Raw genomic sequence first — 17,548 nt, 5'->3', positions numbered from 1 at the left:
GGGTGTCCAAGGCGCAGGAAACGAGGCGGTCGGCAAGCCGCTTAAAAATAAAATAACGAGGCTGAAGCAAATGATGCCCGACGTGGAAAAAGCGGTTTCGCTTGAGGTTGTTGAGATCGAGCTTGCGCTTGGCGCGCAAGACATCGTTGCCGATGGCTTCGAAGGCGCGCTGCAAAAGGCCGCCGATCTCGTCAACGGCGAGGTCATCTTCAATATCCGAGCACCCGAAGACATCGGCCAACAGCGCATCGCCGCAATCTCGGTTTCTGACGGAACAATGGATCAAACCGTGTTCATCATGCTCGGCAATGATGGCACTACGCTCACCGTGGCAGCAGAACAGGACCAGACGACGCTGCTCGACAAGTTGGGGCCAGATTTCGCCGCCGTCATGAAGGGTTTGCGTTCGTAGGCCTGGTCACAGCTTTCCCTCCCGTGGCTTTCGCTTTCGCGGAAGTCTGGCTAAGGTTGAACCTTCCATTCAAGCCGGAGTTAAGAAATGGCGAACAGCCGCCCCCTCACCAATGTCCAGCAGCGCGATATCAACGCGATCCTGCATCCCTATACCCCCATCCACAAGCTCCAGGAATTGGGCCCCCTCGTCATGGGACACGGTAAGGGCGTGTATCTCTACGATACGCAAGGCAAGGAATATATCGAGGGCATGTCGGGCCTGTGGTGCGCTGGGCTCGGCTTTGGCGACGAGGAGATGATCGAGGCGGCCACGGAACAGATGCGCACGCTTCCCTACTACCATCTCTTCGGTGGCAAGGGCATGGAACCGGCCATCGAACTCGCGGAAAAGCTCAAGGAAATTGCACCTGTGCCGATTTCCAAGGTCTTCTATACCTCGTCTGGCTCCGAGGCGAATGATACCCAGGTCAAGCTCGCCTGGTACTGCAACAATGCCCTTGGCCGTCCGAACAAGAAGAAGATCATCTCGCGCGTCAAGGCTTATCATGGTGTGACCGTAATGGCAGCGTCGCTGACCGGTCTTCCCGGCAATCACAAGGGCTGGGACCTGCCGGTACCCGGCATCCTGCACACGGATTGCCCGCACTATTATCGTTTCGGCCTTGAGGGCGAGAGCGAGGCGGAGTTCGTTGCCCGCCTGGCGCAGTCGCTGAAAGACATGATCGAGAGGGAAGGACCGGAAACGATCGCCGCCTTCATCGCCGAGCCGGTCATGGGCGCTGGAGGCGTCATCGTTCCGCCGTCCAGTTATTTCGCCGCGATCGAACCAGTCCTGCGCGAACACGACATCCTCATCATTTCCGACGAGGTCATCAACGGTTTCGGACGTACAGGCAATTGGTGGGGGAGCCAGAGCGTCGGCATGACGCCGACGACGATATCTGCCGCCAAGCAGCTCACCGCCGCCTACGCCCCGCTCGGCGCTGTCCTGATACCGGAAGATGTCTATCAGGCCTATGTCGATCACAGCGCCCAGCTCGGAACCTTCGGCCATGGTTTCACCTATGGCGGCCATCCTGTCGGCTGCGCGCTCGGCATCAAGGCCATCGAGATTTACCAGCGCCGCAATATTGTCGAAGAGGTGCGCAGCCTTACCCCGACATTCGAAGCGCGGCTGGACCGGGTGAAAGATCACCCGCTCGTCGGCGACGTGCGCAATTGCGGACTTATGGGTGCGGTCGAACTCGTGGCCGACAAGGCCACCAAGCGTTCATTCGATCCCGCGCATGGCGTTGCGGCACAGCTGGCCCGCTTCCTCGAGGGCCATGGCGCGGTCCTCCGTGCCATCGGCGATTCCATCGCCTTCTGCCCGCCAATGATCATTACCGAAGCCGAGCTCAACGAGCTCTTCAATCGTTTCGAACTGGCCCTTGCGGACACGGAAGCGCATGTATCGAACAACAACCTGCGCGCTATCGCCTAATCTTTGAGCTTCGAAATTTACCGATGGCCACGCTTGCGTGGCCATTTTTGATAGTGGCTATACGCCTGACTGCAGCGGCTTTTCGCCTTCCTGAACGTCCTCAAGGCGAACGAAATGGAAGCCCTTCTGCTTTAGAGCGAGTATGCCCTTTACGACGCCCGCTCCGGCAACGCGCGATGGCTGATTGATGTGGGCGATGACGACGTCGCCGTCCTTTGCCGCGGCGAGGCGCTTTTCTACCTGGCCGGCCAGCAGCGATGCGCCCATATCGGCATTAAGAGAATAGCCAGCCACGCGGTAGCCCATTGCGTGGATCAGTGCAATTGCGTCGTTGCTGTAACGAGCCGTGGCATCACGGTACCACAAGGGCAAGGAAGCTGTTGCCGCATGCATCGCATGGGCCCCACCTTCAATCTCGGCGCGAATCGCTTCCTGTGAGCCGCCAGTCTTCAAGCCGAACATCGTCGGCTGATTGTCGATCGCCGGTACATGATTGAGACCATGGTTCTCAAGTTCGAAAAGGTCCGGATGACCTTTGAGGATTGCGAGCGCTTCGGCATTGTGGTTCAGCCAGCGTCCGGTAACGAAGATCGTTGCCGGAATGCGATTTTCCACGAGCGTATTCAGGATGCGCATGTCGGTCTGCCCGGCGCAGGCATCAAAGGTCAGCGCCACTTGCGGCGCCGCGTGACCACCCTTTGCGACGTAGAGTTTCGGTTCGACGAAATGCGGCTGATCACCCGCCACTGCATTGGCCATCGGCAATGCGAAAAGGAAGGCGGTCAGTATAGGCAGGGCTTTGCGCACGATGTTCGCCGTTCTTCGAGGAATCTCGCGCGCAGATAGGCCAAGCAAACCGAGCGGATTTAAGGCAGGCTCCGTTCAGGCCTTCTTCGGCTTTGCCGATGCCTGGGCAGCCGCGAGACGGGCAATGGGAACCCGGAAGGGCGAACATGACACATAATCGAGCCCGGTTTCGTCGCAAAACTTGATCGAGGCCGGATCGCCCCCATGTTCGCCGCAGATGCCGAGCTTGATGTCCGGTCGAGTCGCCCTGCCCTTTTCCACGGCGATCCGGACGAGTTCACCAACACCGTCGACGTCGATCGATACGAAAGGATCCTGCTCGATGATGCCCTTTGCCTGATAGGCTGTCAGGAAGGAAGAGGCGTCGTCGCGAGAAATGCCAAAAGTTGTTTGCGTGAGATCGTTGGTACCGAAGGAGAAGAACTCGGCTACCTCGGCAATTGAATGAGCCCGCACCGCGGCGCGCGGCAATTCGATCATCGTACCGACGAGATAATTGATCTTGATAGCGGCTTCCTTCATGACGTCAGCGGCGACGGCGTCGATGCGCGCCTTGACGAAATCGAGCTCCGCCCGGAGGCCCACCAGCGGAACCATGATTTCAGGCTCGACCGGAGCACCCGTCGATTTGGCCGCCTCGACCGCGGCCTCGAAGATCGCCCGCGCCTGCATTTCCGCGATCTCCGGATAGGAGATTGCAAGGCGGCAGCCGCGATGGCCGAGCATCGGGTTGAACTCGTGCAAGCTGTCCGTCCGCTCGCGCATTTTTTCTGCACTGACATTCATTGCGGCGGCGACTTCGGCAATTTCTTCCTCGGTCTTCGGTAGGAATTCATGCAGTGGCGGATCGAGCAGGCGAATCGTTACCGGCAGGCCGTTCATGATCTCGAACAATTCGACGAAATCGGAGCGCTGCATCGGCAGGAGCTTGTCGAGGGCTATCCTGCGGCCCTTCTCGTTGTCAGCAAGGATCATTTCGCGCATGGCGACGATCCGCTCACCCTCGAAGAACATGTGCTCGGTGCGGCAAAGGCCGATGCCCTCGGCGCCGAAGGAACGGGCCGTCCGTGCATCGGTCGGGGTTTCCGCATTGGCGCGCACCTTCATGCGCCGTGTCTTGTCGGCCCATTCCATGATCTGGCCGAAATCGCCCGAAAGCTCGGGCTGCAGCATGGGAACACTGCCCTTCAGCACCTGGCCGGTACCTCCGTCAACGGTGATGATATCGCCCTTCTTGAGAACGACGCCCATGGCGAGTAGCGTCTCGTTGCGGTAATCGACGCGCAGCGAACCGGCACCCGAGACACAGGGCTTGCCCATGCCGCGTGCAACAACGGCGGCGTGGCTCGTCATGCCCCCACGTGTCGTAAGAATGCCTTCAGCAGCGTGCATCCCATGAATATCTTCGGGGCTCGTCTCGATACGCACGAGTATCACTTTGCGGCCTTCGGCCTTGAGCTGTTCGGCATCTTCCGATGAGAAGACGAGTTCGCCCGTAGCTGCGCCCGGCGATGCCGGCAGACCGGTGCCGATCACGTCTCGCTTGGCTTTGGGATCGATGGTCGGGTGCAGCAACTGATCGAGCGAAGCCGGATCGATGCGCAACACAGCTTCCTCGCGGGTAATGAGCCCTTCATTCGCCATGTCGACGGCAATCTTCAGGGCCGCCTTTGCGGTTCGCTTGCCGGCGCGGGTTTGCAGCATCCACAGCTTGCCGTTCTCGATGGTGAACTCGAGATCCTGCATGTCGGTATAGTGCTTCTCGAGCCGGTCCGACACGGCGCAGAATTCGGCAAAGGCCCCGGGCATGACTTTTTCAAGCGATGGCTTGTCAGATCCCGCGGCGATCCGGGCATCCTCGGTAATGTTCTGCGGCGTGCGGATGCCGGCGACAACGTCCTCGCCTTGCGCATTGACGAGGAACTCACCGTAGAGTTTCTTCTCCCCGGTCGATGGATTGCGGGTAAAGGCGACGCCCGTCGCCGAGCGATCGCCCATATTGCCGAATACCATCGCCTGGACGTTCACGGCGGTGCCCCAGTTTTCCGGAATACCGTGAAGTCGGCGATAGGTTATCGCGCGGGTATTCATCCAGCTTGAAAACACAGCGCCGATCGCGCCCCAGAGCTGTTCCTCCGGGTCCTGCGGGAAAGGTTGTTCCAGCTCCTCTTCGATCTTACCCTTGTAGAGTTCAATAATATTCTTCCAGTCGTCGGCTGTGAGGGCTGTATCGACCTCGTGGCCGAGATTGGCCTTGGTGTCCTCGAGGATCTCCTCGAAAACCGAGTGATCGAGACCCATGACAACGTCGGAATACATCTGGATGAAGCGGCGGTAACTGTCATAAGCGAAACGGGCATCGCCCGATTCGTGCGCGATCGCTTCCACCGTCCCGTCATTGAGGCCAAGATTGAGGACCGTATCCATCATGCCGGGCATCGATGCGCGGGAGCCTGAGCGAACGGAAACGAGAAGTGGCTTGTCCTTGTCGCCGAAGGTGCGCCCGGTCACACGGGCAATGTGATCCAGCGCCTTCTTTACATCGGCTGCAAGCGATTCAGGGTATTTGCGGCCGTTCTCATAGAACCAGCTGCACACATCGGTCGTGATGGTGAAACCTGGGGGAACCGGGAGACCAAGCGCGCACATCTCCGCGAGATTCGCACCCTTGCCGCCCAAGAGATTCCGATCCTTGGCAGAACCTTCTGCCTTGCCGTCACCGAATGTGTAGACCCATTTCATTATCGCAGCCTCCCATGGCACAGGAGAGGTCTACGCGATCGATCCGTCAAGCACCACAGAAAAATGCTGCATTGCACCATTCAAATCGATTAGCAGAGTAAAACAGCGTTAAGCTTTGAAAAGCTTCGTCATTTGGAGCAAGCAGGGAGTACCTAACTCGCCTCGCGCAATTGCTCGGCCGTCTGGAGGTCGACGGAAACCAGCTGACTCACGCCCTGTTCAGCCATGGTGACACCGAAGAGGCGGCTCATGCGCGCCATTGTAATGGGATTGTGGGTAATGACGACGAACCGTGTGTCGGTGGAGGACGCCATCTCATCCATCAGATTGCAGAAGCGTTCGACATTGTGATCGTCAAGCGGCGCATCGACCTCGTCGAGCACGCAGATCGGTGCCGGATTGGTCAGAAACACGGCAAAGATCAGCGCCATGGCCGTCAATGCTTGTTCGCCGCCGGAGAGGAGCGTCATCGTTTGCGGTTTCTTGCCGGGCGGCCGGGCGAGGATTTCGAGCCCTGCCTCGAGCGGATCGTCGGATTCGATCAGCTGCAACTCCGCCGTGCCACCACCGAAGAGATGAGTGAATAGGCGCTGGAATTGTACGTTCACCACTTCGAACGCCGCGAGCAGCCGCTCACGGCCTTCGCGGTTAAGGCTCTGAATTGCCTGACGGAGTTTCTTGACCGCCTCGATAATGTCCTCGCGCTCGCTGACGATGGCCTCGAGGCGCGCAGAGAGCTCTTCCTGCTCCTCCTCGGCTCGCAAGTTGACCGCCCCGAGCCGCTCCCGCTCGATCTTCAACCGTTCAAGATTGCGCTCGGTCGCATCCACGTCCGGCATCGCGTCGCTGGGACCAAGCCCCGTAAGCTTCATCGATTCGTGTGGAGCACAGTGAAGAGCCTCGGCGATGCGGTCTTCGGCATCCTTGCGCCGTTCCTGCGCTGCGGCAAGGCGTTCTTCGGCACGCGCCCTGCCCTCGCGGGCCGTCGCAAGTGCCTGAATGGCGTCCGTGGCGGCTCGGTCCAATTCTTGCTGCCGGTTCTCAGCCACAGCTAGCCGGTCTGCTGCATCACGACGGAGAACCTCAGCCTCCGACAGCTGAGAAAGCAGTATCCGGTTGCGATCTTCAATCTCCTCGGGAGCGTCGGCCAGTTGCTCGGCTTCGCGCTCGGCCTCGAGCCGCCGGTCGACAAGCGAATTGATCTGGCGATCTGCATTCTCAGCCCGGCCGATCCAGCTCTTGCGCTCATAGGCTATCGATTCCAGTCGGCGCATACGGTTCTCGGCCTCACGGCGCAAGCCATCATGAATGGCGCGCGCTTCCGACAATCCCGCTCGGTCACGCGTCACTTCGCTTGTAAGGTTGGTGAGACTGAAATCGAGTTCCTGCAAGTCAACGGCGTGGGTAAGGCGCGTCTCGGCGTCGATATACTGTTCATGCGCTTCTTCGAGCGTCTCAGCCAGCCTTGCCTTACCCTCTTCGAGAGCCGCGCGGCGGCTCGACAACTGGCCCGCTGCGCGTTCCGCCGCGGCGAGGGCCTCGCGCGCCTCACTCACGGCGCGCTGCATACCGCGGACGTGCTCGCGCGCACCGCGGTCCGCCTCGACGAACTGACGGACACTCGCTTCGGCGCCGGCAATCGCCGCTTCCGCTTCGCGCAGACGCTTTGTCGCTGCGACGACTTCAAGGTCGAGTTCCGCCAGCCGGTTCTTCTGGGCAAGGCGCTGTGCCGCGGGCGTCGGCGCATCGGCACGCGCCGTATATCCATCCCAACGCCATAGCGCACCGGCACGGCTGACCAGACGTTGGCCAGCCTTGAGCGATGATTGCAACCGCGCTCCCTCGGCTTCGTCGACAATGCCGATCTGGGCCAGGCTACGCGCCAATTGCCGTGGCGCGCGGACAAATTCGGCCAGCGACTGAACGCCGGGCGGCAGAGATGGGTCGCCGTGAGCGCCACCGATTTCTTCCCAGAAAACCGGTGCGCTTCGCTCGGTCGGCGCATCGAGATCTTCACCGAGGGCAGCGCCAAGTGCCACTTCGAAGCCCTTGTCCACCTTGATCGATTCCACCACAGGAGGGAACAGATCGGTGCCTCCAGCATTGATCATCTTGGCGAGTGTGCCCGCCTCCGTTTCGATACGGCCGAGATCGGCGCGCGCTTCCTGCAATGGCTGGCGCAGCTCTGCCTCGCGTCGCCGCGCCTCCTCCACGGCAGCTTCGGCAGCCATCGCGGAGTCTTCGGCCTGCGCCAATTTAGCTTCAGCTATTTCAACCAACCCCTGTTTTTCCGCGGGATCGGCCAAGGCGGAAATCTCGCCAGTGATCGCTGCAAAGTCGCGCTCGACCTCCCCAAGCTGCCGCACCAGCCGTTCACGGCGCTCGGCGCTGTCGCGCATGCTGCGTTCAATCTGGGCCCGTTCGGCTGAGGCTTCAGCCCGCTGCGCCGTAACCTTGGTAAGCGCCTCCTCACTTTCCTTCAGCTTGGCATCGGCGCGTTCGAACTCAGCTAGGGTTGCGATCTCGCGCTCACCGGCGCCGGCGTTTTCTTCGTGAAGTGACTGTTCCTCTGCTTCCAGGCGGGCAAGCACGTCCGCATTGTCGCGCACCATCTGCTCTTCACGGGCAATGTCCGCCGTAAACTGCACTAGCCGCTTTTCAAGTTCACCCTGCCGGGCGCGTATGCGTTCAGCTTCTTCATTGAGCTGGGCGCGCGCAATCGTAAGACGTTGCAGGACTGCTGCTGCCTTGGCTTCCGCCTCGCGCAGGTCCGGGAGCTTGTGCGCGCTGACAGCCTGCTCCTTGGCGGCGTTCATCTGCAATTGCGCCTGCTCGCCCACACCTGACGTCGCCACTGACAGCGCCGACTGCGCTTCTCCTTCATGCGACTTCGCCACCGCCCACTTGAGATGCAGCAGGATCGCTTCGGATCGGCGAATTTCTGCGGAAAGGTTCTTGAAGCGGTTCGCCTGTCGCGATTGCCGCCTCAGGCTCTCGATCTGCGTTTCGAGTTCTCCGACAACGTCTTCGAGCCGTTCGAGGTTCTGTTCGGCCGCGCGCAGCCTGAGCTCGGCTTCATGACGACGCGTATGCAAACCCGATATGCCTGCGGCTTCTTCAAGCAGCGCACGGCGAGCCTGCGGCTTTGCCTGGATGAGTTCTCCTATGCGGCCCTGTCCCACCATCGATGGCGAGCGCGCTCCCGTGGACTGATCGGCAAACAGCAGTTGCACGTCCTTGGCGCGGGCGTCTTTGCCGTTGATGCGGTAGACCGAACCTGCCTCGCGCTCGATGCGGCGGGACACCTGCAGTTCATCGGCATTGTTGAATGCCGATGGTGCGGTCCTGTCCTGGTTGTCGAGAAAGAGCGTGACTTCCGCTGTGTTGCGTGATGGGCGTGTGCCCGACCCGGAAAAGATTACGTCATCCATACCGGAAGCGCGCATGTTCTTGTAGGAATTCTCCCCCATCACCCAGCGCAGTGCCTCGACAAGATTGGATTTGCCGCAGCCATTTGGGCCGACAACGCCGGTCAGTCCGTTTTCGATGACGAATTCCGCTGGTTCAACGAAGGATTTGAAACCGAGAAGACGGAGTTTGGTGAAGCGCATCAGCTGCCCTTCCCGCCACTCGACGCCTGAATACAAACGGCGGGCGCACCGAGGCGCCCGCCGAAAACCTGATCGCAGGTATTAAAGCAAACCGTCGATGATCGCCGACATTTCGTCAACCGAAAGGGCTCCCGAGTATTTCGAGCCATTGATAAAGAAAGTCGGAGTTGCGTTTACTCCGAATTCATTGGCTCCGCGCTCACGCGCAGCATTCACATCATCCAGAAGTTTTTGGTTCGTCAAGCAAGCCTTGAACGACTCCTGTGTAAAACCGGCCAATTTGGAGATTTGCAACAAAGGTTCTTCTGCATTTGCAGCTCCGGCCCATTGTTCCTGCTGCGCGAACAGAACTTCGACCATCGGATAATAACGATCTTCCGGCGCACAGCGGGCCAGCATGAAGGCGGCCGCAGCACGTGGGTCGAAGGGAAATTCGCGAAGGATAAGTTTCGCCTTGCCCGTGTCGAGATACTTTTCCTTGATTGTCGGCAGTGTCGTCATGGCAAAGTGGGCGCAGTGCGGACAGGTCATCGAGGCATATTCGACGATGGTGACCGGTGCCTCGGGTTTGCCCATGACAATGTCCTTCAGGGTACCCGGCGCCATGAGCTTGGCTTCGTCGACCTTGCCCGCAGGTTCCGGGGCCTTGGCTGCCGGAGCGGCGCCTTCCGCAGGCTTGGTTGCTTCCTGGGCCCAGCTCTGGCCGGATACCAGAGCAATGGCGGCCGTCGAGGCGGCGGCAAGCGTCAGTACGTTTCTGCGGGTGAGCAATTCAGTCATAAGTTCACCTGTCTCCGGTTTTGATATGTCAACTGACTCGTTAGAGCCTTATGCCAGTCTCTTTAAGGCAGAGACCGCGATCTGTCTTTGAATTTTTCGTGAACCGATCCCGCAGCAACTCAACGCTTTGACCGCTCGGCGTGAATGCTTTGTCCAAGCCGCTCCAAGGCCTCGCGCAGCCCCTCATCCTCAATCGGCTGCACCGTATGGCTGATCTTCCGGGCGGTCTCGGCGTCGACGGGTGGCAGGGCCCGCTTCTTTGCGACGGGCAGTGCAACCGGCTTCTGTTCGATCTTGATACGCCCGACGGCTGCAAACCCCAGGAAAGCATTGATCCGGTTTATGATTTCTCCGGTTTCATGCTGAATCCGCATCGCGGTAAACCCTTGGCAGGCAATCACCAGGGTGGCCGGCTGGAATGGGTCGTCCTCGTGCGCACGCCTCGGCCAGAGCAATTTCAGCGGGCGCGACAACCCACCAAGACTTGCGCCGACAACTTCATCCCAGGCCTGGACCAGTTCGATCGTTATCCCTGCCCGTTTACGCAGGACGGGATCGAGTACCCCAGCGGCCGGATCGGCCAGGGGTCGGAATCCTTTTCTTTGTTCGCCATCGTTCATCATATTGCTCGACTTGGCATTAGTAAGGTCTCAGCGGCCATTGTAGCCGCGAAACCACTCGACGAACAACGGTATGCCTTCTTCGAGCGAAGTCGAAGGCGAAAAACCAAGGTCCCGTGAAGCAAGGTCGATGTCGGCATAGGTACGCGGCACATCGGCGGGCGGCATTGGCGCGAATTCCTTGATTGCCTCGCGCCCGCAAGCCTGTTCAATGATCTCGATGAAGCGCATCAAGGCGACCGGCTTGTTGTTGCCAAGATTGTAGACCGGCGCCGTGCCCTCGGGATTTGCCACAATGCGGTTCACAGCGCCGACAACGCCATCAACGATGTCGTTGATGAAGGTGAAATCGCGCTCCATGCGGCCGTGATTGAATACCTTGATCGGTTCTCCCTTGAGGATCGCTTCGGTAAACAGCCAAGGTGCCATGTCAGGACGACCGTAGGGACCATAGACGGTGAAGAAGCGCAGTCCCGTTGAAGCAATCTTGTGTACATGGCGATACGAATGCGCGAGGAGTTCGCCCGAGCGTTTAGTCGCGGCATAGACGGAAACCGGGTTGTCGACCGGGTCGCTCTCCGAAAACGGAACCTTACTGTTGGTTCCATACACCGACGAGGAACTGGCATAGACGATGGGTGGCCGCTTCGCCATTCGCAGCGCCTGTTCGAACACCGTAACCTGCCCATGAACATTGGCATCGACATAGGCGGCGGGATTTTCAACCGAGTAGCGGACGCCGGCCTGGGCCGCCAGATGAACGATGATATCGGCGTCGTCATCATCCCCGATTGCTTTGGCAAGTTCTGGGGCACTGGCAACGTTGGCACGCACAAATCGGATGCCAGCAAGACCATCAAGGGCAGATAGCCGGGTCTCCTTCAACGCCACGGGATAGTAATCGTTGACATTGTCGATGGCGACAATCTCGACGCCTTCGGTTGCCAACCTCTTTGCAACGTGAAAGCCGATAAAGCCGGCGGCTCCTGTGACAATGGCCTTCATCGTTCTCCCGATTCCGTTTGCGTCTTAGTTATCAGAACTCATGTTCATGCGGTGAGCGCCGCAACGTCCACCCCGGCCTTCTGGGCAACCTGGGGTATCGATAGAAACGGTGAATTGCCCGGAAGCCAACAAATCAAGATCGTAAGATAGGTGAACACGGCATCCGTGGCATCATGCCCGAACATGATACCGAACATGCCAGTTATCAAATAGCTTGACAGCAAAAGCAGCGCGATAGCCGTCGCAAGATCCCGTCCGGGACCAGGACCCTTTTTGCGCGCACCGACGATGGGCGCTACAAGAAGCGCCAGCACACCGAGGATCCCAAGGATTCCGCCGTCCACAGCCGCATTCAGAAAGCCGTTGTGAACATGGGTAAAGGTCATCTGCTTTTCGGGCGGCAAATTGAGTGCCTCATTGACAGTGGACATTCTGTTCTGCGGGCCATGGCCGATAAGAGGCGACTGCAGGAAGACCTTGGCCCCGGCGGACCAGAGCATGAGGCGCGCTTTCAGCGAATTGACGTTGTCCTGCGACTGGTCAAGGTGGGTGAAATCGCTTTCAAGCGCATGGTAGCGCTCGGTCACCTTGAGCGAGGCGACGGCAATGACTGCCACGATCAGAACCGTCCCCACTACCTTCGCCGCATTGGTCAGCGACGGCAGCGATTGTCCGCGCAAATACCAGTAGAGAACGGCAAAGTTCACCGGCATGACCAGCCAGGCCGAGCGCGTGCCCGACAAGAAAGCGCAAACCATTCCGCAGGCGAACCCAAGAATTGCGATCACACGCTCCGTTTTGCTATCGGAATGCGCATTGAGGAGCGAGATGCTGCCGAAAAGGACCGTGAACAGACCAAAGACCGCAGCGTTACCCGCCCCGCCTTCCGCACGATCCGAAAAGAAGGCGATCTGAACGATGCTGAATACCAGCGCCCCGATCATGCCGATACCGGCACCTGCGATCAGAAATGGTATGAGCCGCCCGGAAACGCCTGCGTGGAGCCGGGGCAACACGGCCCAAACGGCCAGAAACGGAACCATTTTCAGGATGTACGTGACGCCCACCCCCAAATTGGAGTGGACGACGACTGAAACAACAGTCACGAGTACATAGAACGTGACGCACCAGGCGACGATCTTTTCGGCTGGCGTCATACGGAATGGAAATCGCTTGAAGGCGAGCGAGATAACCGCCCATAAGAAAGCGAAGACGAGCGTCACCGAGGTTCCGCTTGCCAACAATCCGGGGAAAAGCGCAAACAGAAAGGTGAAGATGCGATTATTGCGATCGATTCCAATAAAATGTCCCCTGGCGGGGAGCATCAACGCTTTGGTCAATTGATCTGGAAACATTCATGATTCCGAATATTTTGTTTTTGTACTCGCAACGGCTCTCTATGAACCGTCGGGCCCCCGTGTAGCGCAGTTTGAATTTGATGCAACCGATAACAGACAACCTGCTCGACTGGTATGATTCTCATCACCGGATTCTACCATGGCGCATTTCGCCGCGCGAGCAACAGGCTGGCGTGGCTGTGGATCCTTATCGCGTCTGGCTTTCCGAAATTATGCTGCAGCAGACCACAGTCGAGGCGGTGAAGCCCTATTTCCGGGCCTTCGTCGAAAAGTGGCCAACGGTGCAACATCTTGCTGCTGCCAGCCAGGACGATGTGCTGCGCGCGTGGGCAGGGCTTGGTTACTACTCGCGTGCACGTAATCTGAAAAAGTGCGCCGACATTGTCTGCGCCGATCACGGTGGGCACTTTCCCACCGATATCAACGGATTGAAGTCGCTTCCGGGAATAGGCGATTATACGGCAGCGGCGATAGGCTCTATAGCGTTCAATATTCCGATCGCAGTCGTCGATGGCAATATCGAGCGGGTCATCAGCCGCCTCTACACTATCAATACCCCACTTCCAGCCGCCAAGCCGGAGATCCGCTGCCGCATGCAGGCGCTTACACCCGAACAGCGGCCAGGGGATTTCGCCCAGGCAATGATGGACCTCGGTGCGACAATATGCACGCCAAAGCGTCCGACCTGTTTCGTCTGTCCATTGAATGGGGACTGTGCAGCATTGCGGATGAGTGATCCTGAACGATTTCCCGTTAAGGCGCCGAAAAAGGAAAGGCCGATCCGCTTGGGCGCCGCGTTCGTTGCGGTCTCGGGAGACGACGAAATTCTATTGCGCACCCGCAACGAGATTGGCCTGCTCGGCGGGATGGCGGAAGTCCCAACCACTGGCTGGACAGCGCGCCAGGATGGCGAGATCGATATCGCTGGCGCTCCGTTCGCGGCTAATTGGACCGCGGCCGGCAATGTTACCCACGTCTTCACGCATTTCGAACTACGGCTTGCTGTCTTCAGGGCAAGGGACGTACCTCCGCCGGAAGATTTTGAGGGATGGTGGGTGAAAATTGAAAAATTGTCGGCCGAGGCGTTGCCCACCGTCATGAAAAAGGCGATTGCAGCAGCCATTCCAGACGCATTCGCAAGAAGAGGTAAGGACGAATGACATCCGTCAAGCATATCGTTTTCGACATTGGCCAGGTTCTGATTCACTACGAGCCCGATGCTGCCTTTCGGGAACTCATTCCGGACGCCGCCGAGCGCAAATGGTTCTTTGACAATATCTGCACCCATGAGTGGAACATCGAACAGGATCGCGGCCGCAGGTGGCCCGACGCCGAAGCACTCTTGATTTCGGAGTTCCCCGATCGCGAAGAACACATACGGGCTTTTCGCCGTAACTGGCACCTGATGATTACGCATTCGATCGACGGTAGCGTCGCTATCTTGCGTCAGCTCATCGCCGACGGCCATGATGTCACCATGCTGACCAATTTTGCCTCTGACACCCTGCGCGAAGCCTGGGAGCGCTACCCTTTTCTCACCGAAAGCCGCGGCGTCACCGTTTCAGGCGATATCGGCCTGATCAAGCCGGACAAGGCCATTTACGATCACCATGTCGTGGCATTCGACCTTGATCCGGCGGCAACTCTGTTCATTGACGACAGTGCAAAGAACGTCGCTGGCGCCAGGGAAGCCGGCTGGCAGTCGGTGCAATTCATTAATCCGGAAACGCTCAAGGCTGATCTCAACAACCTTGGGATTCGCGTCTGATCTCCCAACGACGAAACGCTCAAGCATGCCTGAGCGTTTCGGGATCAGAACGGTACTGGAGGTCCGCGTCCGATCGGATCGTCAGCCTCCGGCCATAGCCATGCCGCTTCGGACCTGTTTGCGCAGTTCATCGATTGGTCGCAATACCCCCGCATCGTCGTAGTGCCAGAAGGTCCAGCCGTTGCAGGCATCGAGCCCTTGAACCTTTGCGCCCATACGGTGGATGGAGCCGGCATCGCCGCCCGCGGTCACCGTTCCATCGGCCCTGATGATTGCGGCGTGACGCTGTCGTGCATCGCTGAGAATTGTGCCTGGCTTCAGTAGCCCCGACTCGACGATGCTTCCGAAGGCGACACGCGGTTCGGCACGCTTGCCGGTCATTACCGTGAGTTCAGCCCCAGCAAGCGGCTCCACGGCAGCAATGCGAGCCGTCGCAGCATCGATATATTTCTGCTCGCGCTCGATGCCGACAAAATGCCGTCCGAGACGCTTTGCGACCGCACCCGTGGTTCCAGAGCCGAAGAAGGGATCGAGAACGACATCACTCGGCTTCGATGATGCCATGAGAATGCGGGCAAGCAGAGCCTCGGGCTTCTGCGTTGGGTGGATTTTGTCGCCATTCTCATCTTTCAGACGCTCCGCACCGGTGCAAATGGGAAAGAGCCAATCGGACCGCATCTGCAGGTCATCATTGGCCGCCTTCATCGCTTCGTAATTGAATGTGTAGCCCTTGGATTTCTGATCGCGTGACGCCCAGATCATGGTCTCATGCGCATTCTGGAAGCGGCGGCCGCGGAAATTCGGCATTGGATTGTTCTTGCGCCAGATGATGTCGTTCAGCATCCAGAACCCGAGGTCTTGCATGATCGAGCCGACGCGGAAGATATTGTGGTAGGACCCGATGACCCAGATCGTGCCGTTCGGCTTGAGGACACGTCGGCAGGCGAGTAGCCAGGCGCGGGTGAACGCATCGTAGGCCTGAAAGCTTTCGAACTGGTCCCAATGGTCATCGACCGCATCGACCTTCGATTGATCCGGGCGGTGCAGATCACCATCGAGCTGGAGATTGTAGGGAGGGTCGGCAAAGATGACGTCGACGGAATGATCCGGAAGCCGGTTAAGGGCGGCTACGCAGTCGCCCTTCAGAATGGTATCGATCCAGGAGGATTGCGGCGCTGCCAGAGGCAGTTCATTCACAAGACGAACAACGGACATGGGATACTCGACTACTGGGGACGCATTACTGATCCTCATGGTTACCGGGCACGGTAAATTTCGCGTTAAGAGCCAGCCTTTCTATTTGCCCGTGTGTTGATCACCCCCATCTTGGCTGCCGGGCGTCAACTTGAATGTCACCGCATTTAGCCGTTGCCCGCTTTTCTTTGACGGAACCCGAATTAGCGTGTAGTCGATGCCGGTAATCCCCCAAGCGACCGAAAAGCTGCACGATGGCAGCGTTGTTTCACGAACAGGTATGATTTAATGGAACCACAGCTCATTATTTTCGACTGCGATGGCGTGCTCGTCGATTCTGAATTCCTCGCCGCACAGGTCGAATCCAAGCTTTTGACGGATGCAGGCTATCCGATCGAGCCGGAGGACATTGCCGAGCGCTTTGCCGGCCTCACCTGGACTGACATCCTCCTCCAGGTCGAAAAGGAAGCGGGAATTCCCATCTCGGCTCAGTTGATCGAAGAATCTGCCAAGCAGATGGACTACAAGCTGCGCAACGAATTGAACGTCATCGATGGCGCAGAGCAGGTCGTCGCCTCGCTGAAATATCCGAAATGCATTGCCTCGAACTCGATCAGTTCCTCGCTCAAGATGATGCTGGAGCAGAGCACGCTATACGATCTTTTTGCCCCGCACATCTTCTCGGCGCGTGAAGTCGGATCGCAAAAGCCGAAGCCGGCGCCCGACGTCTATCTCTTTGCTGCGAGGCAGTTCAATGTCGATCCGGCGCGCGTGATGGTGATAGAAGATTCAACCCATGGCGTTCATGCAGCACGAGCTGCGGGCATGCGCGTCGTTGGCTTTACTGGCGGCGCTCATACCTACCCGGGCCATGCCGATAAATTGACCGATGCCGGCGCTGAAACAGTCATCAGCCGCCACCGCGATCTGCCGGCTGTTATCGAAGCGATGTCAGTTTGGTCGGAGGCGGTCTGAATTTTTCGCGGCCTGGCCACGGAACAAGTAAAAGGCCGATGTTTCATCGGCCTTTTTCCTTTTGTGCGTTAGTTTTTCTTTTTCGCCTTTGATCCGGCATTCTCCGGACCTTCATCGAACCCAACGAAAACCTGAATGTTTTGGGCCGTCGGCTTGGGGAAGCTCACGTTCGAATCATTGAAGATAAACTGGGTGGCGGCGCCACTGTCATTTGCCGAGATCGCCTGCTTGTGCAGCTTCGAATAGAGAACGTCCGAGCCCTGGATAACGGCCACGCGGATCGGCACCGTGACCGTCCCCGGAGCGAACTTGGCGCCGGGAACGAGCTTGCCGGAAACGGCAACGGTCATCGTCATCGTCGTGTCATCCGAGTTGCATGAACGCGTCTCGTCCGACATCGATGCCTGATAGATCAGGTTTGCCGGATTCTTGTCGGTGGTTTTTCCGTAGTTGTTGATGACCGACGTCCCTTCGCGGATCGTGACCGGCGGACAGAAGGCACGCAGCTGTGAGGCGGTGAGGCGCTTGTCGGCCTCGGCGGTTGCCTTCGCTCTTGGGGAGTTCGTGTCGACAGTACCGCCACTCGTCGAACAAGCTGCGAGCCCGGCAGTAAGGACCAATGCACAAATTGGGGCGCAAAGTTGATAGAAGGGCAGAGTTTTTTGTGTTTCTGACTTCATGAACTGAACTTTCCTCGTAGAACGAACCTTGACGAACGAACGTGTTCTATATCAACGGTTCGGAGAGAATGCGACGGGGCTGCGCGGCTTTTTGCCAAGCCCGCGTTTGCA

General features: G+C 58.5%; 14 protein-coding genes. 5 read left to right on the top strand and 9 right to left on the bottom strand.

What is annotated here, in order from left to right:
* Positions 1 to 70: 70 nt before the first annotated feature.
* Together AAAB35_RS04420 and AAAB35_RS04415 are read left to right on the top strand one after the other, a co-directional pair.
* Positions 71 to 412 (top strand): hypothetical protein, encoded by a 342-nt coding sequence (locus tag AAAB35_RS04420; protein ID WP_340667011.1) that lies wholly within the window; start codon positions 71 to 73, stop codon positions 410 to 412.
* 87 nt (positions 413 to 499) lie between these two features.
* Complete coding sequence (locus AAAB35_RS04415) at positions 500 to 1,897, top strand: aminotransferase (RefSeq protein WP_340667010.1); 1,398 nt, start codon at positions 500 to 502, stop codon at positions 1,895 to 1,897.
* 57 nt (positions 1,898 to 1,954) lie between these two features.
* Here AAAB35_RS04415 and AAAB35_RS04410 read toward each other — a convergent pair whose 3' ends face one another.
* The 7 genes from AAAB35_RS04410 to AAAB35_RS04380 form a co-directional block, all read right to left on the bottom strand.
* Complete coding sequence (locus AAAB35_RS04410) at positions 1,955 to 2,656, bottom strand: polysaccharide deacetylase family protein (protein ID WP_340667025.1); 702 nt, start codon at positions 2,654 to 2,656, stop codon at positions 1,955 to 1,957.
* Between the two features lie 123 nt (positions 2,657 to 2,779).
* Positions 2,780 to 5,449, bottom strand: a complete 2,670-nt coding sequence (gene ppdK, locus AAAB35_RS04405) for a pyruvate, phosphate dikinase (RefSeq protein ID WP_340667024.1) — start codon at positions 5,447 to 5,449, stop codon at positions 2,780 to 2,782.
* A 149-nt stretch (positions 5,450 to 5,598) separates the two neighbouring features.
* Positions 5,599 to 9,057 carry a chromosome segregation SMC family protein gene (locus AAAB35_RS04400; RefSeq protein WP_340667009.1) on the bottom strand — a complete coding sequence of 1,153 codons (3,459 nt, stop codon included), beginning with the start codon at positions 9,055 to 9,057 and terminating at the stop codon, positions 5,599 to 5,601.
* 81 nt (positions 9,058 to 9,138) lie between these two features.
* On the bottom strand, positions 9,139 to 9,837 hold the full coding sequence (locus AAAB35_RS04395; RefSeq protein ID WP_340667008.1) for a DsbA family protein: 699 nt from the start codon (positions 9,835 to 9,837) through the stop codon (positions 9,139 to 9,141).
* A gap of 119 nt (positions 9,838 to 9,956) precedes the next feature.
* The gene (locus tag AAAB35_RS04390; protein WP_340667023.1) at positions 9,957 to 10,457 is read right to left on the bottom strand and encodes a DciA family protein; all 501 of its coding nucleotides are present in this window, start codon (positions 10,455 to 10,457) and stop codon (positions 9,957 to 9,959) included.
* 30 nt (positions 10,458 to 10,487) lie between these two features.
* Positions 10,488 to 11,462: an SDR family NAD(P)-dependent oxidoreductase gene (locus AAAB35_RS04385; protein ID WP_340667007.1), complete on the bottom strand. Its 975-nt coding sequence runs from the start codon at positions 11,460 to 11,462 to the stop codon at positions 10,488 to 10,490.
* Between the two features lie 44 nt (positions 11,463 to 11,506).
* On the bottom strand, positions 11,507 to 12,817 hold the full coding sequence (locus AAAB35_RS04380; RefSeq protein WP_340667006.1) for an O-antigen ligase family protein: 1,311 nt from the start codon (positions 12,815 to 12,817) through the stop codon (positions 11,507 to 11,509).
* Between the two features lie 83 nt (positions 12,818 to 12,900).
* Between AAAB35_RS04380 and mutY the strand changes: the two genes are divergently transcribed.
* Both mutY and AAAB35_RS04370 read left to right on the top strand, forming a co-directional pair.
* A complete protein-coding gene (gene mutY / locus AAAB35_RS04375) occupies positions 12,901 to 13,980 on the top strand; it encodes an A/G-specific adenine glycosylase (RefSeq protein WP_340667005.1) in 1,080 nt (359 codons plus the stop codon).
* Complete coding sequence (locus tag AAAB35_RS04370) at positions 13,977 to 14,588, top strand: HAD family phosphatase (RefSeq protein ID WP_340667004.1); 612 nt, start codon at positions 13,977 to 13,979, stop codon at positions 14,586 to 14,588. The genes mutY and AAAB35_RS04370 overlap by 4 nt, the downstream gene beginning before the upstream one ends.
* 81 nt (positions 14,589 to 14,669) lie before the next feature.
* On the opposite strand, the gene AAAB35_RS04365 is transcribed toward AAAB35_RS04370, so the two are convergent.
* Entirely contained in the window at positions 14,670 to 15,803 is a 1,134-nt protein-coding gene (locus tag AAAB35_RS04365) for a site-specific DNA-methyltransferase (RefSeq protein WP_340667003.1), read from the bottom strand.
* A 267-nt stretch (positions 15,804 to 16,070) separates the two neighbouring features.
* Here AAAB35_RS04365 and AAAB35_RS04360 point away from each other — a divergent pair, with 267 nt between their 5' ends.
* Positions 16,071 to 16,757 carry an HAD family phosphatase gene (locus AAAB35_RS04360; protein WP_340667002.1) on the top strand — a complete coding sequence of 229 codons (687 nt, stop codon included), beginning with the start codon at positions 16,071 to 16,073 and terminating at the stop codon, positions 16,755 to 16,757.
* A gap of 68 nt (positions 16,758 to 16,825) precedes the next feature.
* Here AAAB35_RS04360 and AAAB35_RS04355 read toward each other — a convergent pair whose 3' ends face one another.
* Positions 16,826 to 17,437 (bottom strand): hypothetical protein, encoded by a 612-nt coding sequence (locus tag AAAB35_RS04355; protein WP_340667001.1) that lies wholly within the window; start codon positions 17,435 to 17,437, stop codon positions 16,826 to 16,828.
* Positions 17,438 to 17,548 lie beyond the last annotated feature (111 nt).

Source organism: Phyllobacterium sp. (assembly GCF_037994425.1).
GTDB lineage: Bacteria > Pseudomonadota > Alphaproteobacteria > Rhizobiales > Rhizobiaceae > Phyllobacterium.
This window is presented reverse-complemented; position numbering and strand designations above follow the sequence as displayed.

What these genes read in the sequence shown, in the direction of transcription:
- mutY (WP_340667005.1), top strand. Translation starts at nt 12,901, where the DNA reads ATGCAACCGATAACAGACAACCTGCTCGACTGGTATGATTCTCATCAC.
- AAAB35_RS04385 (WP_340667007.1), bottom strand. Translation starts at nt 11,462, where the DNA reads ATGAAGGCCATTGTCACAGGAGCCGCCGGCTTTATCGGCTTTCACGTT.
- AAAB35_RS04380 (WP_340667006.1), bottom strand. Translation starts at nt 12,817, where the DNA reads ATGTTTCCAGATCAATTGACCAAAGCGTTGATGCTCCCCGCCAGGGGA.
- AAAB35_RS04420 (WP_340667011.1), top strand. Translation starts at nt 71, where the DNA reads ATGATGCCCGACGTGGAAAAAGCGGTTTCGCTTGAGGTTGTTGAGATC.
- AAAB35_RS04370 (WP_340667004.1), top strand. Translation starts at nt 13,977, where the DNA reads ATGACATCCGTCAAGCATATCGTTTTCGACATTGGCCAGGTTCTGATT.
- AAAB35_RS04390 (WP_340667023.1), bottom strand. Translation starts at nt 10,457, where the DNA reads ATGAACGATGGCGAACAAAGAAAAGGATTCCGACCCCTGGCCGATCCG.
- AAAB35_RS04400 (WP_340667009.1), bottom strand. Translation starts at nt 9,057, where the DNA reads ATGCGCTTCACCAAACTCCGTCTTCTCGGTTTCAAATCCTTCGTTGAA.
- AAAB35_RS04360 (WP_340667002.1), top strand. Translation starts at nt 16,071, where the DNA reads ATGGAACCACAGCTCATTATTTTCGACTGCGATGGCGTGCTCGTCGAT.
- AAAB35_RS04410 (WP_340667025.1), bottom strand. Translation starts at nt 2,656, where the DNA reads ATGGCCAATGCAGTGGCGGGTGATCAGCCGCATTTCGTCGAACCGAAA.
- AAAB35_RS04415 (WP_340667010.1), top strand. Translation starts at nt 500, where the DNA reads ATGGCGAACAGCCGCCCCCTCACCAATGTCCAGCAGCGCGATATCAAC.
- AAAB35_RS04395 (WP_340667008.1), bottom strand. Translation starts at nt 9,837, where the DNA reads ATGACTGAATTGCTCACCCGCAGAAACGTACTGACGCTTGCCGCCGCC.
- AAAB35_RS04355 (WP_340667001.1), bottom strand. Translation starts at nt 17,437, where the DNA reads ATGAAGTCAGAAACACAAAAAACTCTGCCCTTCTATCAACTTTGCGCC.
- AAAB35_RS04365 (WP_340667003.1), bottom strand. Translation starts at nt 15,803, where the DNA reads ATGTCCGTTGTTCGTCTTGTGAATGAACTGCCTCTGGCAGCGCCGCAA.